A 19,710-nucleotide genomic window follows, 5' to 3' on the forward strand; every position below is an offset into this window, starting at 1 on the left:
GCACTGACATTCGCCCCAATCGCCACTACCTAATCATTCAGACATGGCCTTTTCTTCTTCCCCCTTCGCCTCCGAGCGCGCGCCTTCCGATCGAGTGCCTGGCGCCGGCGTCACTGCGGTGCTCGGGCCGACCAACACCGGCAAGACCCATCTCGCCATCGAACGGATGCTCGCGCATTCCTCGGGGCTGATCGGCCTGCCGCTGCGGCTGCTCGCGCGCGAGGTCTACAACAAGATCGTCGCGCGCGTCGGCCCCGAGGCCGTCGCGCTGATCACCGGCGAGGAGAAGATCAAGCCGAGGAATCCGCGCTATTGGGTTTCGACCGTCGAGGCGATGCCGCGCGATTTGGACGTCTCCTTCCTCGCCGTCGACGAGATCCAGATCGCCTCCGATCTGGAGCGCGGCCACGTCTTCACCGACCGCATCCTCAATCGCCGCGGCCGCGACGAGACGCTGCTGCTGGGCGCCGCCACCATGCGCCCGATCATCGAGCGGCTGCTGCCGGGCGTCTCCATGATCACCCGTCCGCGGCTGTCGCAGCTCGAATTCGCCGGCGACCGCAAGATCACGCGCCAGCCGCGCCGGACAGCGATTGTCGCGTTCTCGGCCGACGAGGTCTACGCCATCGCCGAGCTGATCAAGCGCCAGCATGGCGGCGCCGCCGTGGTGCTGGGCTCGCTCAGCCCACGCACGCGCAATGCGCAGGTGGAGATGTTCCAGAACGGCGACGTCGATTATCTCGTCGCCACCGATGCCGTCGGCATGGGCCTCAATCTCGACGTCGACCACGTCGCCTTCGCCTCCGACCGCAAGTTCGACGGCTACCAGTTCCGCCGGCTGACGCCGGCCGAGTTCGCGCAGATCGCCGGCCGCGCCGGCCGCGCCACACGCAACGGCACATTCGGCACCACGGGCCGCTGCGGCCCGTTCGAGCCCGAGCTCGTGAACGCGCTCCAGAACCACATCTTCGACCCCGTGAAGATGCTGCAATGGCGCAACTCGAAGCTCGATTTCTCCTCCCTCGGCGCGCTCCAGGTCTCGCTGAACCTGGCCCCGGGGCACGACACGCTGACCCGCGCCCCCATCGCCGAGGACATGCGCGTGCTCGACCATGCCGCCCGCGACGTCGAGGTGCGCGATATCGCGCATGGCAAGGCCGCTGTGGAGCGGCTGTGGGAGGCCTGCCAGGTCCCGGACTACCGAAAGCTGTCGCCGGCCGCCCATGCCGAGCTGGTGACGACGCTGTACGGCTTCCTGATGCAGAAGGGCTGCATCCCCGATTCCTGGTTTGCGGCCCAGGTCGACCAGGCCGACCGCGTCGATGGCGATATCGACACGCTGTCGGCCCGGATCGCGCAGATTCGCACCTGGACCTTCGTCGCCAACCGGCCGGACTGGCTGCGAGACCCCGAACGCTGGCAGGGGATCGCCCGCGAGGTCGAAAATAAATTATCGGATGCGCTCCATGAACGCTTGACTGAGCGTTTCGTTGATCGCCGGACCAGTGTATTGATGCGCCGCCTGCGGGAGAACACGAGCTTGAATACGGAAATCGGCAAGACCGGCGAAGTCATCGTCGAAGGCCATGTCATCGGCCGCCTCGATGGCTTCACCTTTGCACCGGATGCGGCGGAAGCCGGCTCCGATGCGAAAGCCTTGCAGGCTGCCGCGCAAGCGGTGCTCGCCGGCGAGATCAATACGCGCGCCGAAAGGTTGGGCAACGCGCCGGACGACCAGTTCGTGCTGACCTCGGACGGCACCATCCGCTGGACCGGCGACGCCGTGGCGCGCCTGACCGCGGCAGAGGAAGCGCTGCATCCGCGCATCCGCATCATCTCGGACGAGCGCCTGACCGGTGCGCCCCGTGAGAAGGTGCAGGCGCGGCTCGACCTCTGGCTCAAGACGCATATCGAAAAGCTGCTCGGGCCGATGTTCGAGCTGTCGAAGGCCGAGGACGTCACCGGCATTGCCCGCGGCATCGCCTACCAGCTCGTCGAGGCGCTCGGCGTGCTCGAGCGTCCCAAGATCGCCAACGAGCTGAAGGATCTCGACCAGCCCTCGCGCGCGACCTTGCGCAAATACGGCGTCCGCTTCGGCGCCTATCACATCTATTTCCCCGGCATCCTGAAGCCCGCCGCGCGTGCGCTGGCCGCGCTGTTGTGGGCGCTGAAGCAGGACAATGTCGATCTCTCGGCACTGTCGGGCGCTCAGCATCTCGCATCGTCGGGCCGCACCTCGTTCCCGGTCGACAAGCAGCTGCCGCGCGATGCCTATCGCGTGCTCGGCTACAAGCAGGCCGGCGAGCGCGCCGTCCGCGTCGACATCCTGGAGCGCCTCGCCGACCTGATCCGCCCGGCGCTGGCCTGGCGCGACAACGCGCCCGGCGAAAAGCCCGCCGGCGCGTTCGACGGCCGCGGTTTCGTCGTCACGCAGGCGATGACCTCGCTCACCGGCTCCGCCGGCGAAGACTTTGCCTCGGTGCTGCGCGCGCTCGGCTATCGCATGGAGAAGCGTGCGCCGCTGCCGCCGAAGCCGGCTGCGCCCGCTGCTGCGGAGACACCGGCGGCTGAAGCGTCTGCCGAGGTGCCCGCGACCGAGGAGGCGGCTGCGCCCGCGGATGCCGCGATCGAAGCCGTCACCGTCGAAGACGCGCCCGGCATGGAGCAGCACGACGAGCCGGCACACGAAGAGCCGGCGCTCGAAGCCTCGCCTGACGCGCCCGTCACGCCCGAAGATGCCCCCGGCATCGCGCCGCCGGCGGAAGAAGTCGCTGCGCCCGCCGAGGCTGCCGCTGAAGCCGCTCCGGCCGAGATCGCCGCAACGGAAGCCGCTGCATCTCCCGACGCTGCGGCGCCTGCGGAAGCTGCGGCGACGCCCACTGAGCCCGAACTCGTCGAAGTCTGGCGTCCCGGCGGCCGACACGACGATCGCAAGCCGCGCCACGAGCGCCATCGCCATCAGCGTCACAACAACAACCGTCCGCAGGCCGGTGCTGAAGCAAGCAGCCCGCCCGCCGAAGGTGAAGCAGCCCAAGCCGCCGACGGAGAGAAGCGTAACGAGCGTCATCGTCATGGCGGTCATCGCAGGGACGGTGGCAGGGATTTCCGCAAGCCGCGCGAAGGTGGTGCCGAGAGCGCACCGCGCCAGGACGGCGATCGGAATCGCCGCTTCGAGGGCAAGGACCGCGACAACAAGGATCGCGATCGCAACCGCGACAACAAGAAGTTCGGCGGCGATCGTGACAAGGGCCGCGACAACCGTGGCCGCGACCGCGACAAGGGCCGCGACCGCCAGGGTGGTCCGTCGCTGCGGCCGTACGCCTCGAGCGCGAACCCGCGCGAGCGCGATCGTCCGGCCGACCCGAACTCGCCCTTCGCAAAGCTCGCCGCGCTGAAAGAACAGCTTTCCGGTCGCAAGGAGTGATCCCACGACCGAGCGGCAGCGCCTCGACAAATGGCTGTGGCACGCGCGGGTGGTGAAGGCGCGCACCTCGGCTGCTGAGCTGGTCGAGTCCGGCCACGTCCGCATCAACGGCACGCGCGAGAAATCGCCGGGCCACGCCATCAAGATCGGCGACGTCGTCACCGTCGCGCTCGATCGCACCGTGCGCGTGTTGAAGGTGACCGGCTTCAACGAGCGCCGCGGCGATGCGGCCTCTGCGCGCTTGCTCTACGAAGAGCTCGGTACGAAGAACTCGGCGACGTAAAGCGCAATTAATTGCGCTTCGTATTCATTTCTTGGTCGATCAACCACATAAAGCCGTCATGATCGGGCGTTCCCGACCTTGCGGCGCCGGGCCATCCGCGCTACGCAAGCCGCGACTTTTAAAAGAGCTTTTCGGAGCGTTGGATGACTTACGTCGTCACTGAAAACTGCATCAAGTGCAAGTACACCGACTGCGTCGAGGTCTGCCCGGTCGACTGTTTCTACGAGGGTGACAACATGCTCGTCATCCATCCGGACGAGTGCATCGATTGCGGCGTGTGCGAGCCGGAATGCCCCGCCGACGCCATCAAGCCGGACACGGAACCGGGCCTGGAAAAGTGGCTCCAGGTCAACGCCGACTATGCCAAGAGCTGGCCGAATATCACCCAGAAGAAAGAATCACCCGAAGACGCGAAGGAATTCGACGGGATGGAAGGAAAGTTCGAGAAATATTTTTCTCCGAACCCCGGCTCCGGGGACTAAATTCCGGCGCAAACTTAACCCTAATACCTTCGTCAGCGTCGAAAACGAGCCCTGAAGACCCCTAAATCATTGATTTTTGCGGGAAATGTGCTATATTGGGCACATTAAGCTGAACCCCCGTCAGCCCAGTTGGCCCCGCCGGGTTCCCGTGAAACCAAATGTCGAACAGGGGCGTGGCAGTTTCCGCGCGCAGGCTGTGTCACAGAAAACGCGTAAAAAGAGTACTTCAGCGAGGGCTTCCCATAAGGAGGCCAAAAAAGTCGCCGCGGCCAGCCGTAGCGCATCCAAGGGTCGGGCCGCTGCCAAGGCGCCGCCGGCTGCAAAGTCCTCGAAGAACAAAAGAAGCGCAATGCCTAACAAGACTGCCAAACCGGCCGCGAAAGCGACCGTTGCCAAGCCTGCTGCTGCCAAGGCTCCCGCTGCCAAGCCTGTTGCTCCGAAGGCTCCTGTTGCTGCCGCCCCTGCCAAGGCCCCCGTTGCTGCTGCCAAGCCGGCCGTGAAGGCCGCTGCACCGGCGCCGAAGGTCGAGGAAAAGAAGGTCGTGACCCAGCGTCAGGGCTTCAAGGCCAATGAATTCGTGGTCTATCCCGCTCACGGCGTCGGCCAGATCCTGGCCATCGAGGAGCAGGAGATTGCCGGCGCGAAGCTCGAGCTGTTCGTCATCAACTTCATCAAGGACAAGATGACGCTGCGCGTTCCGACCGCCAAGGTCGCCAACGTCGGCATGCGCAAGCTGTCCGAGCCCGCGCTGGTCAAGAAGGCGCTGGAGACCCTCAAGGGCCGCGCCCGCGTCAAGCGCACCATGTGGTCGCGCCGCGCCCAGGAATACGAAGCGAAGATCAACTCGGGCGATATCGTCGCGATCGCGGAAGTCGTGCGCGACCTCTATCGCTCGGAGTCGCAGCCGGAGCAGTCCTACAGCGAACGTCAGCTCTATGAAGCGGCGCTCGACCGTCTCTCCCGCGAGATCGCGGTGGTGCAGCACTCGACCGAGACCGAAGCGGTCAAGGAGATCGAGGCCCAGCTCGCCAAGAGCCCGCGCCGTACCAACGCCAAGGCGGAAGCCGCCGACGGCGAAGGCGAGACGGATGCCGAGGGCGATACCGACGATACCGATGGCGACGACACCACCGTCGCCGACGAGGCCGCGTAAGCGTCTCGCATCGATCGCAAGCCATCAAAAGCCCGGCCGGTTGGCCGGGCTTTTTTGCTTTGGGCGGATCAAACGTTGCGACGGTGCGACCCATGCGTTCGCACGGCCGTGGGTGCTCGGGCCCGTGGAGAGAGCATCGCATCGAGGGAGAGTGTGACGAACGCGACCCGGATCATTTCCTGATCAGCGGAATCTGCAAATTGGTCGGCCGGTTCTGCTCGGTATCGAAGCCGCGTCCATCGATATTGCGGGCGCCCCAGAACAGAAGGTCACCCCTGAGATAGACGAGATCATATTCCATGAAGTTCGTGGCCTCGGCGAGGCCAAAGGGAGCGAAGGTCTTGCCGAAGATGCTCTGGGGCGCGCCTACGGCCCATGGTGCATATCCAACCGCGGCGACCTTGTTGAGCACATCGGCAAATCCCTGGGCCTGCGGTGTAACCTCGTAGGTCTCATCGGCGACGAAGTCGACTTTCTGCGCGCCTGGAGCGACGGGATGCGCGCCCCTCCACAGCAAATGTCCGCCGATCCTGATCCGCGCGAGCGGCACGGCGCCATAGGGATCGGCCGAGTTGACGATCTCGAGCTCGAAACGGTCGGAGGGAAGATATTTGAAGGCCCGCTTGAGATAGAACGACTTGAGCGTGCCGTCGGCGTTCTTCGCCGTGCTCGGGCGCACCTCCGGCGCGATGCTTTCCCAGTCGCCGAGCAGCGCCTGCTTCAATCCTGTCAGATCCAGTTCCATGCTGTTAGCCTTCGCTTGCGTGTTGGAGGATTGCGCAGCCGCTTCGCCGGATCCCGCCAGCGCGAGGATCAGCAGTGACGATTGAATGCTCTTGAGCATGTGAAGCTCGCTGCCGTGCGCCTCTGCCTGCCAGGCAGATCTCGTTCACGCCGGCTATATCGGCAGCTGGTCGCGTGGAAAAAGACTTTGTAAGCTGGCCCCATGCCCACGAGATATGGGAGATCGCGATGGAGCTTCGGCATCTCCGCTATTTCGTCGCCGTTGCCGATGCAGGCAGTTTGACAGTTGCCGCCGAGAAGAAGCTGCACACGTCGCAGCCGTCGCTCAGCCGGCAGATCCGCGATCTCGAGCAGGAGGTTGGCGTTTCCTTGATGAACCGCAGCGCCCAAGGCATCGCGCTGACGGCGGCGGGCAAGGCCTTTCTCGAACACGCCCGAATGGCACTGGTTCAGGCGGAGGCTGCCAGGGAAGCGGCGCTTCGGGCCGCGCAGCCCCCGCAGCCCGCTTTCTCGTTGGGCTTTCTGTCGGGCGCCGAGATCGATCTGCTGCCCGAGGTGGACCGCGTTCTGCGCGGCGCATTTCCCGGCATCGACATTCGCCTGTCGAGCGATTACTCGCCCTCGCTTGCCAAGGCCCTGATGCGGCGAAAGCTCGATGCTGCCTTCATCCGGCCGGAAGAGCATATGGACGATCTGCTCTGCCGACGCGTCCGCACCGATCCGCTGGTCTTCGTCTTTCCGAGCGACCATCGGCTCGCATCGCAAGCCACGGTGGCGCCCGAGGAGATTAGGGATGAAATTTTCTACCTACCGTCCAAATCCGCTCCCGCGGTTCGCCGTATTGTTTCTGATTATTTCAGTCGGACCGGAATCGACCTCAAGCCCGACAGAGAAGTGCACAATGTCGTCCACGCGATCTCCATGATCGCGTCCACGCGCGGCGTCATGATGCTGCCGGCCTACACGAAGCGATATCTGCCGGAGACGATCACCACCCGGCCGGTGCGGGGCGAGGCACCGATGCTCGATCTCGTCGTCGCCTATCACAAGGCGAACAAGTCGCCGATCCTGAAGCTGCTTCTCTCGGAAGTGGGCAAGCTCGCACCGTCGTCCTGAATTCTTGCGAGACGTGTCACGAGCAGGCGCGCATTTCACTTTGTAGTGACGGAGACGGTTTGTAATGAACGTGTGACGCAAAGGTTGTGCTATCGCTTGTAACGCTACAGGGGAGAACCTCAAGAAACCTCAAGGGAGCCAACCATGACAAGAAAACTATTCGTCGCTCTTGCAATCCTTTCTCTCTCGGCTTCTGCCGCCTTGGCAGCGCATCATCATCACCACGCGCTGAACACACAGGCTGGCGTTCCGGATCCTGCTTCTCAGCCTCCGACGGGGTGGACGGGCGGGCCGAACAGCACCGATCACGCCACTTATCTCCGCAATCTGCACGATTCCGGCTACAACCCGAAGAATGATTTCGACTCCAGCGGACACATCGCGAGCCAATAATATTGTTCGCACTGTGAAGGCGGACGTCGCCGACGAGGCCGCGTAGGCGCTCGCGTCGATCGCAACGCAATCAAAAGCCCGGCCGCCGGTCGGCCGGGCTTTTTGTTTGTGATGCAACTGCGGTCGAGACTTGCCTTATGGCGCTGCGCGCGGCTGGGTCCATATCGCGATCGGCCGCTCGAGCCCGCGGATCGCTTGGGGATCCAGGGCGATCAATGATGCAAATGTCTCGGCTGTGTTGCCGAGCTCCAGTTTGGCGCGGCTGACGAGATCGTGGCTCGCCACCAGCGCGCAGTCGAGCGTGCGCGTCAGCGCTTCGAGGCGGCTGGCGGCGTTGACGGTCGCGCCGATCACCGCAAATTCCAGGCAGGTGTGCCCGATGTCGCCGAGCACCACCGGCCCGTAATGCAGACCAAAGCTGACGTGCATCGGCGGCTCACCGGATGCTGTTCGCTGCGCGCTCCACCTGTCCGCCGCCGCAATCATGGCCTGGGCGCAGCGCAACGCGTTGCTTGCATCGCGCGTGCCGGCGAAGGGCGTGCCGAATGTCGCCATCAATCCGTCGCCCAGATATTTGTCCAACGTGCCGTCGTGACGGAAAACCTCCTGCTCCATCAATCCGTGAAATTCGCGCAACGTCCGCACCACCTCCTCCGGGGGGCGTACATCGGCAAAGGCCGTGAAGCCGACGATATCCACGAACAGCACCGCGACGTTCTGTGTGCGCACCTGCTTCAGTGGCTCGTCGTGCTTCGACAATTCCGTCACGACGTTGGGCGAGAAGTAGCGCGCAAGATTGCCGCGCTCCCGTTCCACGGCGGCATGCCGGATCAGCAGATCGTTGCTACGACGGACGGCGAGCGCCAGCGTCACGGCGACGATCATGAAGACGACGATTTCCTGGATGCGCAAACCGAATCCGATCGCGGCGGGCGAGATCAGTGCGAACAGCCTGTGATCGCTGCCTACCGCGTCGGCAATGCGGGCGGTCAGTGCGGGATCTCGATCGGGTTGCCACCACACCCAGGCCACGCCGATCGCCCAGAGCGCTGCGGTCCATGTTCCGACCGCAACCACCGTTCGCCAGGAATAGGCCAGCGTGGCGCCCGAGAGCAGTACGAAGAAGTAGATGAAGTTGCCGAAATGGTATTGCATCGCCACCGGCCAGTGCGTCGTGCCGAAGGGGTTCGGGACGATGATGACGAATGTGAGAAGCGCCAGGTCGCAGAATATGAGTGCTAGTTCAGACCGCGACACACCGACCCGCCCAACCCTCACCTGGGCCCAGCCGATCAGTGCGAACAGGCCGAGCAGCGCCACGTAGTAGAGCTGCTCCCAGGCCGGGTTGATGGCGGGCAGCAGGCAGGCGATGACGGCCAGCGCGACATAGCGCGCCCGCACGGCCAGTTGCAGGCCCTCCTGCTTGGCTGATGCGAGTGCGGCCTGCGCGAACTGGACGGTTTCGGTCTCGCGCTGGCTGCGCGCGCGTGAAGGCGAGGCGGACGAGTCGAGGCGCTCGACGAGCATTGTCACGGGGCAGTCTCCTCGCTTGGGCCGTTGCAGCACTGGCGGCGGCCGTCAGCCGCCGCATTCGACAGTCTAGTGATGCATGGCTACGAGGTCATCAGCCCGGATGAGTGTTTTCCATCCGCGTTAGCGAATCGCTCACTTCACCGGCCGCTTCTCGAGCTTTCGTGCCAGCGTACGCCGGTGCATGCCCAGCCGCCTTGCCGCTTCCGAGATGTTGAAATCCGTCTCGATCAGCGTCTGGTGGATGCGCTCCCATTCGAGCGTCTTGATCGAGGTCGGCCGCACGTCGAGCGCAACCTCGGCATTGCCTTCGGCCTTGGTGAAGGCGGCTTCGATATCGTCGGTGTTGGAAGGCTTGGCGAGGTAGTGACAGGCGCCGAGCTTGATCGCCTCGACGGCGGTCGAGATGCTGGCAAAGCCCGTCAGCACCACGATCAGCATCTCCTCGTCATGGGTGTGCAGCAGCTCGACACAGGCAAGGCCGGAGGCGCCGCCGAGCTTGAGGTCGACCACCGCATAGCCGAAGGATCGCTCCTCCAAAACCTTCCTGACGTCTTCGATCGAAGCCGCGAGCACGACCTCATAGCCGCGGCGCTCGAACGAGCGTTTCAGGGTGCGCGCAAAACCTTCGTCGTCCTCGACGACGATGAGCGAGCGGTCAGGCGTCAAAGCTGCCTCCGATCGCGAGTGTAGCGAGCGGCAGCGTCAGGCGGACGGTAGCGCCACGTTTCCTGTGGTTCTCGGCCGTCACGCCGCCACCCAGCTTGCGCACCACGTTGACCACCAGGAACAGGCCGAGCCCACCGCCGGCGCGGCCCTTGCTCGACTGATAGGGTTTTCCGAGCTGCGCCAGCATTTCCGGCGCGAAGCCGGGGCCGCGGTCGCTGATCGAGAGCACCAGATTGTCGCCTTCGCGTTCGGCGACCAGCTCGACCCACTCGCGCGAGACTTCATAGGCGTTGTCGAGCACGTTGAAGATCACCTGCTTCAGCGCGATGTCCGAGACGATCGCGACGTCCTCGCCAAAGGTGTTGACGAAATACAGGGTGCGCGCCGAGCGGGCGTCGCGCCATTCTTCGACCAGCGCAGTGACGAAGGCCGTCACCGTCGTCGGCGAGGATCCCTCGCCGCGCGCTTCGCCGGCCGAGACCAGAATGCCCGTCACGATGGTCTTGCAACGTTGCAGCGAGGTTTCCATCTCGGTGAGGTCCTCGGCAAGCTCCTGATCGGCGGCGAGATCCGGCATGCGGCGCCAGTCGCTGAGGATGACCGAGAGCGAGGCGAGCGGGGTGCCGAGCTCGTGCGCCGCGCCGGAGGCGAGCAGGCCCATACGGACGATGTGATCCTGCTCGGCGGCGTGCTGGCGCAGCGCCGCCAGATGCGCATCGCGCTCGCGCAAATTCCTGTTGATGCGGGTGACGAACACGACCAGCAGCACGGCGTTGAGGATGAAGCCCAGCAGCATGCCGGTGACGGTGAGCGTATAGGTCTCGCTCAGCGGATTCGGCGGCAGATCGAGCGGCCGGTAGGCCATCGTCAGCCAGACGAAGCTCGCGCAGCTCAGCGCCACCAGCGACCAGGTCGAGCGGGCATCGAGCAGCACCGCGCCGAGCGTCACCTGGAGCAGGAACAGCGAGGTGAAGGGATTGGTGGCGCCGCCGCTGAGGTAGAGTTGCGCGGTCAGCGCGGCGACATCCAGCATCAGCGCGACCAGGAGCTCGTTGTTGGTGATCGCGGCGCGATGGCGCACCCAGACCAGGCTCGAGACATTGAGCAGCACCAGCGCGCCGATCACCGCGCCCATGCGGGTGAGGGGCAGGGGAATGCCGAGCCAGAAATGTACGCCGCCGATCGTCACGATCTGGCCGACCACCGCGGTCCAGCGCAGCTGGATCAGCAGCGCCATGTTCTTGCGGTTGGTCTCGTCGTCGGTTGGGGCAGCGCCGATCAGCTCGCTGCGCGCGTCCGCCTGCGATTGCAGCGTGACGGCGAGCTCGCCGTAAGTGTTCCCGTCGTCAGGTCGGTTCGACGATCGTTCCAGCATCTGATCCCGTCCTGCGAGCGGAGGCATCCGAGCCGCCGGCCGTTTCGTGGACGAAGCGTGTGCGGCGGAACAGCCCGCCGCGGAATGTGACGAAAAGCCGGCCGGCCAGCATGAAAGCCAGGGCAAACCACGTCAGCGCGTAGATCAGGTGGTTATTGGGAAAGCGGACCACGGTCAATCCGCCGATTGGACCGCTGCCGGATCGTGATCCGGCGTCAGCATCGACGAAGAACGGGGCGACGTTCTTCAGGTCGCGCGCGGCCGCAATCGCGGCGACATCGCGCGAATACCAGCGGTTGTGCTGGGGTACGTTGTCCCGGAGGAAGCCGCCTTTCGGCTCGGTGATGCGCAGCAGCCCTGTGACCTCGATCTGGCCGTCAGGATTGCCGGCCTGGCGCGTCGATGGGTCGCGCCGCTCGGACGGCACGAAGCCGCGATTGATCAGGACAAGCGTGCCGTCGCTGCGCTGGAGCGGCGTCAGCACCCAATAGCCGGGGCCTTCCTCGGTGACGGCCTGAACCAGGGTCTCGCGGTCGTGCAGGAAGCGGCCGGACACGCTGACATGCCGGTATTCGTCGCCTGCGGCGGTGATCGCCGGCCAAGCCGCGCGCGCGGGAATCGGCTGGGCCGCGGCATGAACGCGCTGCTCGACGCGGTCGATCAGCGCGAGCTTCCAGGCGCGGCGCTCGACCTGCCAGACCCCGAGGGCGATCAGAACGACGAAAGCCGTGAGCGAGAGAGCCGTGAGCCACAGGGACGGGCGCGCAGCCTTTGCGGGGCCGCGCACGTCGTTGTCCACGGGGCTCACGAGATCGCTCACTTCATTCCCGTCATCTCGTGGATCGGCATCATGTTGCTGTTGAGGTGGTTCATCACCCACAGCGAACCGGACAGCGCGATCACCACCATCACGATGGTGAAGATCAGCGCCATCATGCTCCAGCCGTTCTCGGACTTCGGGCTCATGTGCAGGAAGTAGATCATGTGCACGACGATCTGGACGACCGCGAACGCCATGATGACCAGCGCGGTGATCTGCTTGCTCGGCAGCGTGCCGCTCATCACCAGCCAGAACGGGATCGCGGTGAGCACCACCGAGAGCACGAAGCCGAGCATGTAGCCCGAGAACGTGCTGTGGGCGTGGCCGGTATCGTGGTGATGGTCGCCCGCGTGGGCGGCGTGGGTGTCGGTGTTCATCGCAGAACTCCCAGGAGATAGACGAAGGTGAATACGCCGATCCAGACCACGTCGAGGAAGTGCCAGAACATCGACAGGCACATCAGGCGACGGCGGTTGGCCTCGATCAGGCCGAAGCGCCAGACCTGCACCATCAGGGTCACCAGCCAGATCAGGCCGCAGGAGACGTGCAGGCCGTGGGTGCCGACCAGGGTGAAGAACGAGGACAGGAAGGCGCTGCGCTGAGGCGTCGCGCCCTCGTGGATCATGTGGGCGAACTCGGTGAGCTCGATGCTGATGAAGGCGACACCGAACAGGCCGGTGATCGCCAGCCACATCTGGGTCTGGCCGACCTTGTTCTGCTGCATCGTCAGCATCGCAAAACCATAGGTGATCGACGACAGCAGCAGCATCGAGGTGTTCACCGCAACCAGGTTGAGGTCGAACAGGTCCTTTGGCGCGGGCCCGGCGGCGTAGTTGGCGCCGAGCACGCCGAAGGCGGCGAACAGCATCGCGAAGATGAGGCAGTCGCTCATCAGGTAGATCCAGAAGCCGAGCGAGGTGCTGTAGCCTTCCGGATGCGGGTGTTCGTCAGCGAGATAGAAGACCGGCTCGCCAGTTTGTGACGGATTGATAGCGACAGTCATTTACTTGACTCCGGCGAGCAGCTTGGTGCGCGCGTCCTCGGTCCGGATGACGTCGTCAGCCGGAATGTCGAAGTCGCGGTGATAGTTGAAGGTGTGACCGATCCCGACGACGAGCATCGCGATGAAGCTCGCAGCCGCCAGCCACCACATGTACCAGATCAGACCGAAGCCCATCGCGGTGGCAAAGCCGGCGAGGATGACGCCTGTGCCGGTGCTGCTCGGCATATGGATCGGCTTGAACCCGGTGAGCGGGCGCTGATAGCCGCGCTTCTTCATGTCCCACCACGCGTCATTGTCGTGAACAACGGGGGTGAAGGCGAAGTTGTAGTCCGGCGGCGGCGAGGAGGTCGCCCATTCCAGCGTACGTGCATCCCAGGGGTCACCGGTGACGTCCTTGAGCTGCTCGCGCTTGAGGAAGGAGACCGCGAACTGGATCAGCATGCACCCGATGCCGAGCGCGACGAGGCCAGCGCCGATCGCGGCGATGACGAACCAGATCTGGAGCGAGGGATCGTCGAACACGCGGAGGCGGCGGGTCACGCCCATCAAGCCGAGCACATAGAGCGGCATGAAGGCCATGTAGAAGCCCGTGACCCAGAACCAGAACGACAGCTTGCCCCAGAACGGATCGAGCCTGAAGCCGAACGCCTTCGGGAACCAGTAGTTGATGCCGGCGAACGCGCCGAACACCACGCCGCCGATGATCACGTTGTGGAAATGCGCGATCAGGAACAGGCTGTTGTGCAGGACGAAGTCGGCCGGCGGCACTGCGAGCAGCACGCCGGTCATGCCGCCGAGCACGAAGGTGAGCATGAAGGCGATCGTCCACAGCATCGGCAGCTCGAAGCGGATGCGGCCGCGATACATCGTGAACAGCCAGTTGAACATCTTCGCGCCCGTCGGGATCGAGATGATCATCGTGGTGATGCCGAAGAACGAGTTGACGCTGGCGCCCGAGCCCATCGTGAAGAAGTGGTGCAGCCAGACCAGGTACGACAGGATGGTGATGACCACCGTGGCGTAGACCATCGAGGTGTAGCCGAACAGCCGCTTGCCGGAGAAGGTCGAGGTCACTTCCGAGAAGATGCCGAAGGCGGGGAGAACCAGGATGTAGACCTCGGGATGGCCCCAGATCCAGATCAGGTTCACGTACATCATCGGGCTGCCGCCGAAATCGTTCGTGAAGAAGTTGGTGCCGACGTAGCGATCGAGCGAGAGCAGCGCGAGCACGACGGTCAGGACGGGGAAGGAGGCGACGATCAGGATGTTGGTGCAGAGCGCGGTCCAGGTGAACACCGGCATCTTCATCATGGTCATGCCGGGGCAGCGCAGCTTGACGATGGTGCAGATCAGGTTGATGCCGGACAAGGTCGTTCCGACGCCGGCGACCTGCAGCGCCCAGATGTAATAGTCGACGCCGACATCAGGACTGTAGCCGATGTTCGACAGCGGCGGATAAGCGAGCCAGCCGGTGCGGGCGAATTCGCCGATGAACAGCGAGGCCATCACCAGCACCGCGCCGCCGACCGTCATCCAGAAGCTGAAATTGTTCAGGAACGGGAACGACACGTCGCGCGCGCCGATCTGCAGCGGCACCACGTAATTCATCAGGCCGGTGACCAGCGGCATCGCCACGAAGAAGATCATGATCACGCCGTGGGCGGTGAAGACCTGGTCGTAGTGATGGGCCGGAAGGAAGCCTTCAGAACCGTTGAACGCGAGCGCCTGTTGCGCGCGCATCATCAGCGCGTCGGCGAAGCCGCGCAGCAGCATCACGATGCCGAGGATCATGTACATGATGCCGATGCGCTTGTGGTCGACGGTGGTGAACCACTCGCGCCACAAATAGCCCCAGAGGCGGAAATAGGTGACGCCGGCGAACAGCGCGCCGCCGCCGAGCGCGACCATCACGAAGGTGCCGACCAGGATCGGCTCGTGCAGCGGCAGTGAATCGAGGCCGAGACGGCCGAAGATTAGCTTGAGAAGATCAGGAGACATGCTGGATCTCTTTAGGAATCTGACTTCGGACGCTGTCCGAGGAAGAACGACGAGGACTTCAGCGGCGCGAAGGTCGGCCGCTTCAGGCCGGCGCCGGTCAGTGGTGCGGTGTCGAGCGGCGCCTTGATCGCGGCGGTGGTGACGCCTTGCGGCGCCTCCGGCGTGCAGGTGCCGGCGACGAAGGTCGGCTCGGGACCGAACACGGTGCCGCGGCGGGCATATTTGTCGTAGGCCAGCGGCAGGGTGTTGTTCAGGCCCTCATGGCCGTTGCCACCCTTGGCGTCGATCGCCATCATCTCGCTCTGGCACATCTTGCCGGTCTCGACGCACATGTTGAGGATCAGGCGATAGAGGTCGGCATCGACCGTGCCCCAACGGCGCACCGGCTCGTTCTCGCTCGGCTTCTCGAGCTGGAGATATTCGGCGCGGCCGAGCGAGCCGCCGGCTGACTTGGCCTGCGCGATCCAGGCGTCAAAGCCCTTGTCGTCGAGGCCGTGGAAGGTGAAGTGCATGCCGGAGAAGCCGGCGCCGCTGTAGTTCGCCGAAAAGCCCTTGTAAGCACCGGCGTGGTTGATCACGGCGTGGAGCGACGTCTCCATGCCCGGCATCGCGTAGATCTGTCCGGCGAGCGCGGGGATGTAGAACGAGTTCATCACCGAAGAGGCGGTGATGTGGAAGTTGATCGGGCGGTCAACCGGCGCGGCGAGCTCGTTGACGGTGGCAATGCCGTAGTCGGGGTAGATGAAGAGCCACTTCCAATCGAGCGCGACGACATCGACGTCGAGCGGGGCCTTGGACTGATCTACGGCACGCTCCGCATGGATGCGGCCGATGTTGCGATAGGGGTCGAGCAGATGCGTCCCCATCCAGGTCAGCGCGCCGAGGCAGACGATGATCAGAAGCGGTGCCGACCAGATCACCAGCTCGAGCTTGGTCGAGTGGTCCCAATCCGGCTCGTAGCGGGCCGAGGTGTTGGACTGGCGGTAGCGCCAGGCGAACAGCACCGTCAGTGCCATCACGGGGACGACGATCAGGAGCATCAGGACGGTGGAGATGATGACGAGGTCGCGCTGTTGCGCCGCGATATCGCCGGCTGGCGCCAGCACGACGTAGTTGCAGCCGCTGAGCGCGACTGCCAGGGGTAGCAGCCCCAGGATCTTGAGACGGGACACGGGCCGAGCCTTTGAGAATGAGTTTCCTTTGCGGGGCCAATGGGTAGCTGCGGCGCAACAATCCGGACATTGGACAATTTGTCCAATGTTGCAGTGCGGAATGTTGCGCCAAACAGGGCCGGATTGTCCGGCGCCCCGCCGGGCGGTCGGCTTTGGTTTTCAGGACGTTAAGGGCGCACGCATGGCGACGGCACAGACCCCCGCAATGGCAGACCTCCACTCGGGCGAGCACGGCCACGACCTGGCCAGTCCCGGCGAGATCGCCATCGGCGTCATCATCGGCCGCACCTCGGAATTCTTCGACTTCTTCGTCTACGCGATCGCCTCGGTGATCGTGTTTCCGCGCCTGGTGTTCCCGTTCACGAGCGAACTGACCGGCACCCTCTATTCCTTCATGATTTTCGCGCTGGCCTTCATCGCCCGGCCGATCGGAACCGTCATCTTCATGACGGTCGACCGGGAGTACGGCAAGACGGCCAAGCTGGTCTCGGCGCTGTTCCTGCTCGGCACCGCCACCGTGGCGCTCGCGTTCCTGCCCGGCTATCACGACATCGGCGTTGCGGCGATCTGGCTGCTGGCGCTGGCTCGTATCGCGCAGGGTCTGGCGTGGGGTGGTGCCTGGGACGGCATGGCCTCGCTGCTGGCGCTGAACGCACCGGCCTCCAAGCGCGGCTGGTACGCGATGGTGCCGCAGCTCGGCGCGCCGCTCGGGCTGATCGTGGCGAGTGCGCTGTTCGCCTATTTCGCCGGTAACCTCTCGGCTGACGATTTCTTCGACTGGGGCTGGCGCTATCCGTTCTTCGTGGCCTTCGCCATCAACGTCGTGGCGCTGTTCGCGCGCCTCCGCATGGTGACGACCGAGGAATATGCATCGCTGTTCGAGACCCGCGAACTGCAGCCCTCGCGCATCTCCGACACGGTTGCGCGCGAAGGCCACAACATCATGCTCGGTGCGTTCGCGCCGCTGGCAAGCTTCGCGCTGTTCCACATGGTCACGGTGTTTCCGTTGTCCTGGGTGTTCCTGTTCACTCGCGAAAGCCCGGTGCGCTTCCTGATCATCGAGATCGTCGCCGCCGTGTTCGGCGTCGCCGCGATCGTGGCCTCCGGCGTCATCGCCGACCGGGTCGGCCGCAAATCGCTGCTGATGGGGTCGGCGATCGCGATCGCAATCTACAGCGGCTTCGCCCCGCAGCTGCTCGATGCCGGCGCGTTCGGTGAGACCATCTACATGGTGATCGGCTTCATCCTGCTCGGCCTCTCCTTCGGCCAGTCCTCGGGCGCGATCGCCTCGAACTTCAAGCAGATGTATCGCTACACGGCGTCCGCGCTGACATCGGACATGGCCTGGCTGTTTGGCGCCGGCTTCGCTCCGCTGGTCGCGCTGCTGCTCGCCACCAATCTCGGCGTCATCGCCTCGGGTGCCTATCTGCTCTCCGGCGCGTTCTGGACCCTGCTCGCGCTCTGGCTCAGCGGCCAGCGCGAGGTCGGCGACATGGACGCGGGCGAAACCTCGAACTGACGGGAATAAAACTCGGGCCGGACGATCCTGTTTGCTGCCGCAAACAGGAGATCACATGAACGTCCGGTCGAATTCCGTCCTCCCGCGAAGCACGACAAGCCCGGCTCTCGCTGCGATCGCGATCGCGCTGCTATGCGCAGCCGGCCCCGCCGGCGCGACCGGCAACGTCGCGCGCGGCCAGACGCTCTACAAGGGCTGCGCCGACTGCCACTCGATCGCCGAGAACGGCGTCGGGCCGATGCACAAGGGCGTGGTCGGGCGCAAGGCGGGCAGCGTACCCGGCTACGATTACTCGCCCGATCTGAAGAACTCGGGGATCGTCTGGACCGAGGAAAATCTCGACAAATGGCTGACCGGACCACAGGCCATGGTGCCGGAGACCAAGATGTTTTTCGATGTCCCGGACGCGCAGGATCGTGCCGACATCATCGCGTATTTGAAGGAAAAGGCGCGATAGGGCGGAAGAGCAGGTCTCGTAGAGTGGGCAGAGGCGCGTAAGCGCCGTGCCCACGACCCGTTTCCATTATTTATGGATGGTGGGCACGCTCCGCTTTGCCCACCCTACGGCACCAGTCGTTTCGTCAGTCCGTCACGATCTTCACGCGGTCACGCACCCTCACCTGCGCGGTACGATCGAGGCCGTTCAGCACACGAAATCGTTCGGCGGGATGATCGACGCCGGCCATGCGGTGGGACAGCGATTCCACGGTGTCGCCGGGCTGGACGGTGATGACCTTGATGCGCAGCGGACGCGCAGCCTGGATCTCCTCGAGGGTCAGGCGGCGGAACGAATTGACGGTCTCGCGCGCATTGCGCTCGCTCTCGGTCGACTTCTGCCGCGTGGCGAAGATGAAGCGATAGACGTCGCTGCCGAAGCGCAGCGCATAGACCTTGAACGACCACTGGTCGCCCTTGGCGGCGGCGGACGCGGCCGGAAAACCGTTGATCGTGATGTCCTCGGTGGAGGCCTTCTCGACGCCTTCCATCCAGCCGGAATTGAGGTAGTCGCCGAGCGACTGCTCGGCGGGCACACGCACGACGTCGAAGCGCATCGCCTGCGAGCCGCCCTCGCGCACGCCGATTACCGCCTGCGCGGTGTTGTCGAGCGTGAAATTGTCCGGCGCCTGGAAGGTGAAGCCGAGTTTGGGATGCAGGAAGCGACGGCCGCGGACAAAGCCTTCGCTCGGGTCCTCGCCAAAGACGAGGTTGTCGATCGCGGCGAGATAGCTCTCGCGGTCGCGCTCGCCGCCTTCCGGGGCAACGTATTGCCGCGCGATGGTCTGCGCATTCTGCACACGCTCGGGCGTGGCCGGATGCGACGAGGTGAAATCCTGCGCGCGCGGATCGAGCGAGCTTTTGCCGGCCTTCAGCTCGGCATTGCGCTCCATCGCGGAGAGAAAGCGAGCGGCGCCATACGGGTCGAAATGCGCCTTGGCGGAGATGCCGACGCCGATGCCGTCGGCCTCGAATTCCTGATTGCGCGAGAAGCTCGCCATGGTGAGCTTGGTCTTGGCGAGCGCGAGCGCGGTGAGATCAGGATCGTTGCTCATGTCGGTCACGACACGGGTGACGATCGCGGCCTGGCGGGCCTGGTCCTCGCGCATCGCGGCGTGCTTCGACAGCACATGCGCCATCTCGTGGCTGAGCACGGAGGACAATTCGGAGGTGTCACTGGCCAGCGCGAGCAACCCGCGGGTGACATAGAGTTGGCCGTTCGGCAGCGCGAAGGCGTTCACTGCGCCGGAATTGAGAATGGTGACCTTGTAGCCCTGATCGGGGCGATCGGACGCCGCGACCAGCCGGTCGACGGTCTTGCTGACCAGTGATTCCAGCCTGGGGTCGTCATAGGTGCCGCCGTAGCTCGCCAGGATGCGCTCGTGCTCCTTTTCGGTGGCGGGGGTCTGCGCGACGGCCGGCTTGGGTTTCGGCATCGCCACCGTCGGCGGCGCCGCCGCGGTCTGGAACCGGTTCATGTCCCCGCAACCGGCAAGCGCGGTGCCGAGCACAAGGCAAAGCGCGGCCGGCGCAG

The 19,710-nt window shown here is 64.6% G+C and carries 17 protein-coding genes and 1 pseudogene; 8 read left to right on the top strand and 10 right to left on the bottom strand.

Translation table 11 applies throughout. The features are described 5' to 3' along the window. Positions 1-43: 43 nt before the first annotated feature. The 4 genes and pseudogenes from NLM31_RS03190 to NLM31_RS03205 all read left to right on the top strand — a co-directional run bounded on the left by NLM31_RS03190 (position 44) and on the right by NLM31_RS03205 (position 5,342). Positions 44-3,424, top strand: coding sequence for a helicase-related protein (locus NLM31_RS03190; protein WP_254191434.1), 3,381 nt, complete (start codon positions 44-46; stop codon positions 3,422-3,424). Positions 3,425-3,434: 10 nt separating this feature from the next. After that, positions 3,435-3,707 (top strand): annotated as a pseudogene (locus NLM31_RS03195) (RNA-binding S4 domain-containing protein); the annotation flags it as partial. Between the two features lie 143 nt (positions 3,708-3,850). Then, the gene (gene fdxA, locus NLM31_RS03200) at positions 3,851-4,189 is read left to right on the top strand and encodes a ferredoxin FdxA (RefSeq protein ID WP_254127874.1); all 339 of its coding nucleotides are present in this window, start codon (positions 3,851-3,853) and stop codon (positions 4,187-4,189) included. A 349-nt stretch (positions 4,190-4,538) separates the two neighbouring features. Next, positions 4,539-5,342 carry a CarD family transcriptional regulator gene (locus tag NLM31_RS03205; RefSeq protein ID WP_375143518.1) on the top strand — a complete coding sequence of 268 codons (804 nt, stop codon included), beginning with the start codon at positions 4,539-4,541 and terminating at the stop codon, positions 5,340-5,342. Between the two features lie 172 nt (positions 5,343-5,514). On the opposite strand, the gene NLM31_RS03210 is transcribed toward NLM31_RS03205, so the two are convergent. After that, entirely contained in the window at positions 5,515-6,186 is a 672-nt protein-coding gene (locus NLM31_RS03210) for a hypothetical protein (RefSeq protein WP_254127876.1), read from the bottom strand. A gap of 128 nt (positions 6,187-6,314) precedes the next feature. On the opposite strand from NLM31_RS03210, the gene NLM31_RS03215 reads away from it, so the two are divergent. Beyond that, positions 6,315-7,202, top strand: coding sequence for a LysR substrate-binding domain-containing protein (locus NLM31_RS03215; protein WP_254127877.1), 888 nt, complete (start codon positions 6,315-6,317; stop codon positions 7,200-7,202). Positions 7,203-7,346: 144 nt separating this feature from the next. Then, a complete protein-coding gene (locus NLM31_RS03220) occupies positions 7,347-7,595 on the top strand; it encodes a hypothetical protein (protein WP_254191435.1) in 249 nt (82 codons plus the stop codon). Positions 7,596-7,730: 135 nt separating this feature from the next. Here NLM31_RS03220 and NLM31_RS03225 read toward each other — a convergent pair whose 3' ends face one another. The 8 genes from NLM31_RS03225 to cyoA form a co-directional block, all read right to left on the bottom strand. Continuing rightward, a complete protein-coding gene (locus NLM31_RS03225) occupies positions 7,731-9,122 on the bottom strand; it encodes an adenylate/guanylate cyclase domain-containing protein (RefSeq protein ID WP_254135197.1) in 1,392 nt (463 codons plus the stop codon). Positions 9,123-9,260: 138 nt separating this feature from the next. Further along, positions 9,261-9,794: a response regulator transcription factor gene (locus tag NLM31_RS03230; RefSeq protein ID WP_254127878.1), complete on the bottom strand. Its 534-nt coding sequence runs from the start codon at positions 9,792-9,794 to the stop codon at positions 9,261-9,263. After that, positions 9,784-11,169, bottom strand: a complete 1,386-nt coding sequence (locus NLM31_RS03235) for an ATP-binding protein (RefSeq protein WP_254127879.1) — start codon at positions 11,167-11,169, stop codon at positions 9,784-9,786. Before NLM31_RS03235 ends, NLM31_RS03230 begins: the two co-directional genes overlap by 11 nt. Beyond that, a complete protein-coding gene (locus tag NLM31_RS03240; protein ID WP_254191436.1) occupies positions 11,141-11,989 on the bottom strand; it encodes an SURF1 family protein in 849 nt (282 codons plus the stop codon). The genes NLM31_RS03235 and NLM31_RS03240 overlap by 29 nt, the downstream gene beginning before the upstream one ends. After that, positions 11,986-12,366, bottom strand: coding sequence for a cytochrome o ubiquinol oxidase subunit IV (gene cyoD, locus NLM31_RS03245; protein ID WP_254191437.1), 381 nt, complete (start codon positions 12,364-12,366; stop codon positions 11,986-11,988). Before cyoD ends, NLM31_RS03240 begins: the two co-directional genes overlap by 4 nt. After that, on the bottom strand, positions 12,363-12,992 hold the full coding sequence (gene cyoC / locus NLM31_RS03250; protein ID WP_254127882.1) for a cytochrome o ubiquinol oxidase subunit III: 630 nt from the start codon (positions 12,990-12,992) through the stop codon (positions 12,363-12,365). The genes cyoD and cyoC overlap by 4 nt, the downstream gene beginning before the upstream one ends. Further along, complete coding sequence (gene cyoB, locus NLM31_RS03255; RefSeq protein WP_254127883.1) at positions 12,993-14,990, bottom strand: cytochrome o ubiquinol oxidase subunit I; 1,998 nt, start codon at positions 14,988-14,990, stop codon at positions 12,993-12,995. Positions 14,991-15,001: 11 nt separating this feature from the next. Continuing rightward, entirely contained in the window at positions 15,002-16,162 is a 1,161-nt protein-coding gene (gene cyoA, locus NLM31_RS03260; protein ID WP_254191438.1) for a ubiquinol oxidase subunit II, read from the bottom strand. A gap of 181 nt (positions 16,163-16,343) precedes the next feature. Between cyoA and NLM31_RS03265 the strand changes: the two genes are divergently transcribed. Together NLM31_RS03265 and NLM31_RS03270 are read left to right on the top strand one after the other, a co-directional pair. Next, positions 16,344-17,681: an MFS transporter gene (locus tag NLM31_RS03265; RefSeq protein ID WP_254127885.1), complete on the top strand. Its 1,338-nt coding sequence runs from the start codon at positions 16,344-16,346 to the stop codon at positions 17,679-17,681. Positions 17,682-17,736: 55 nt separating this feature from the next. Then, a complete protein-coding gene (locus NLM31_RS03270; protein WP_254127886.1) occupies positions 17,737-18,138 on the top strand; it encodes a cytochrome c family protein in 402 nt (133 codons plus the stop codon). Positions 18,139-18,262: 124 nt separating this feature from the next. Here NLM31_RS03270 and NLM31_RS03275 read toward each other — a convergent pair whose 3' ends face one another. Further along, positions 18,263-19,654, bottom strand: coding sequence for a M48 family metalloprotease (locus NLM31_RS03275; RefSeq protein WP_254191439.1), 1,392 nt, complete (start codon positions 19,652-19,654; stop codon positions 18,263-18,265). Positions 19,655-19,710: the final 56 nt, after the last annotated feature.

The organism is Bradyrhizobium sp. CCGUVB4N, assembly GCF_024199945.1.
Lineage (GTDB): Bacteria > Pseudomonadota > Alphaproteobacteria > Rhizobiales > Xanthobacteraceae > Bradyrhizobium.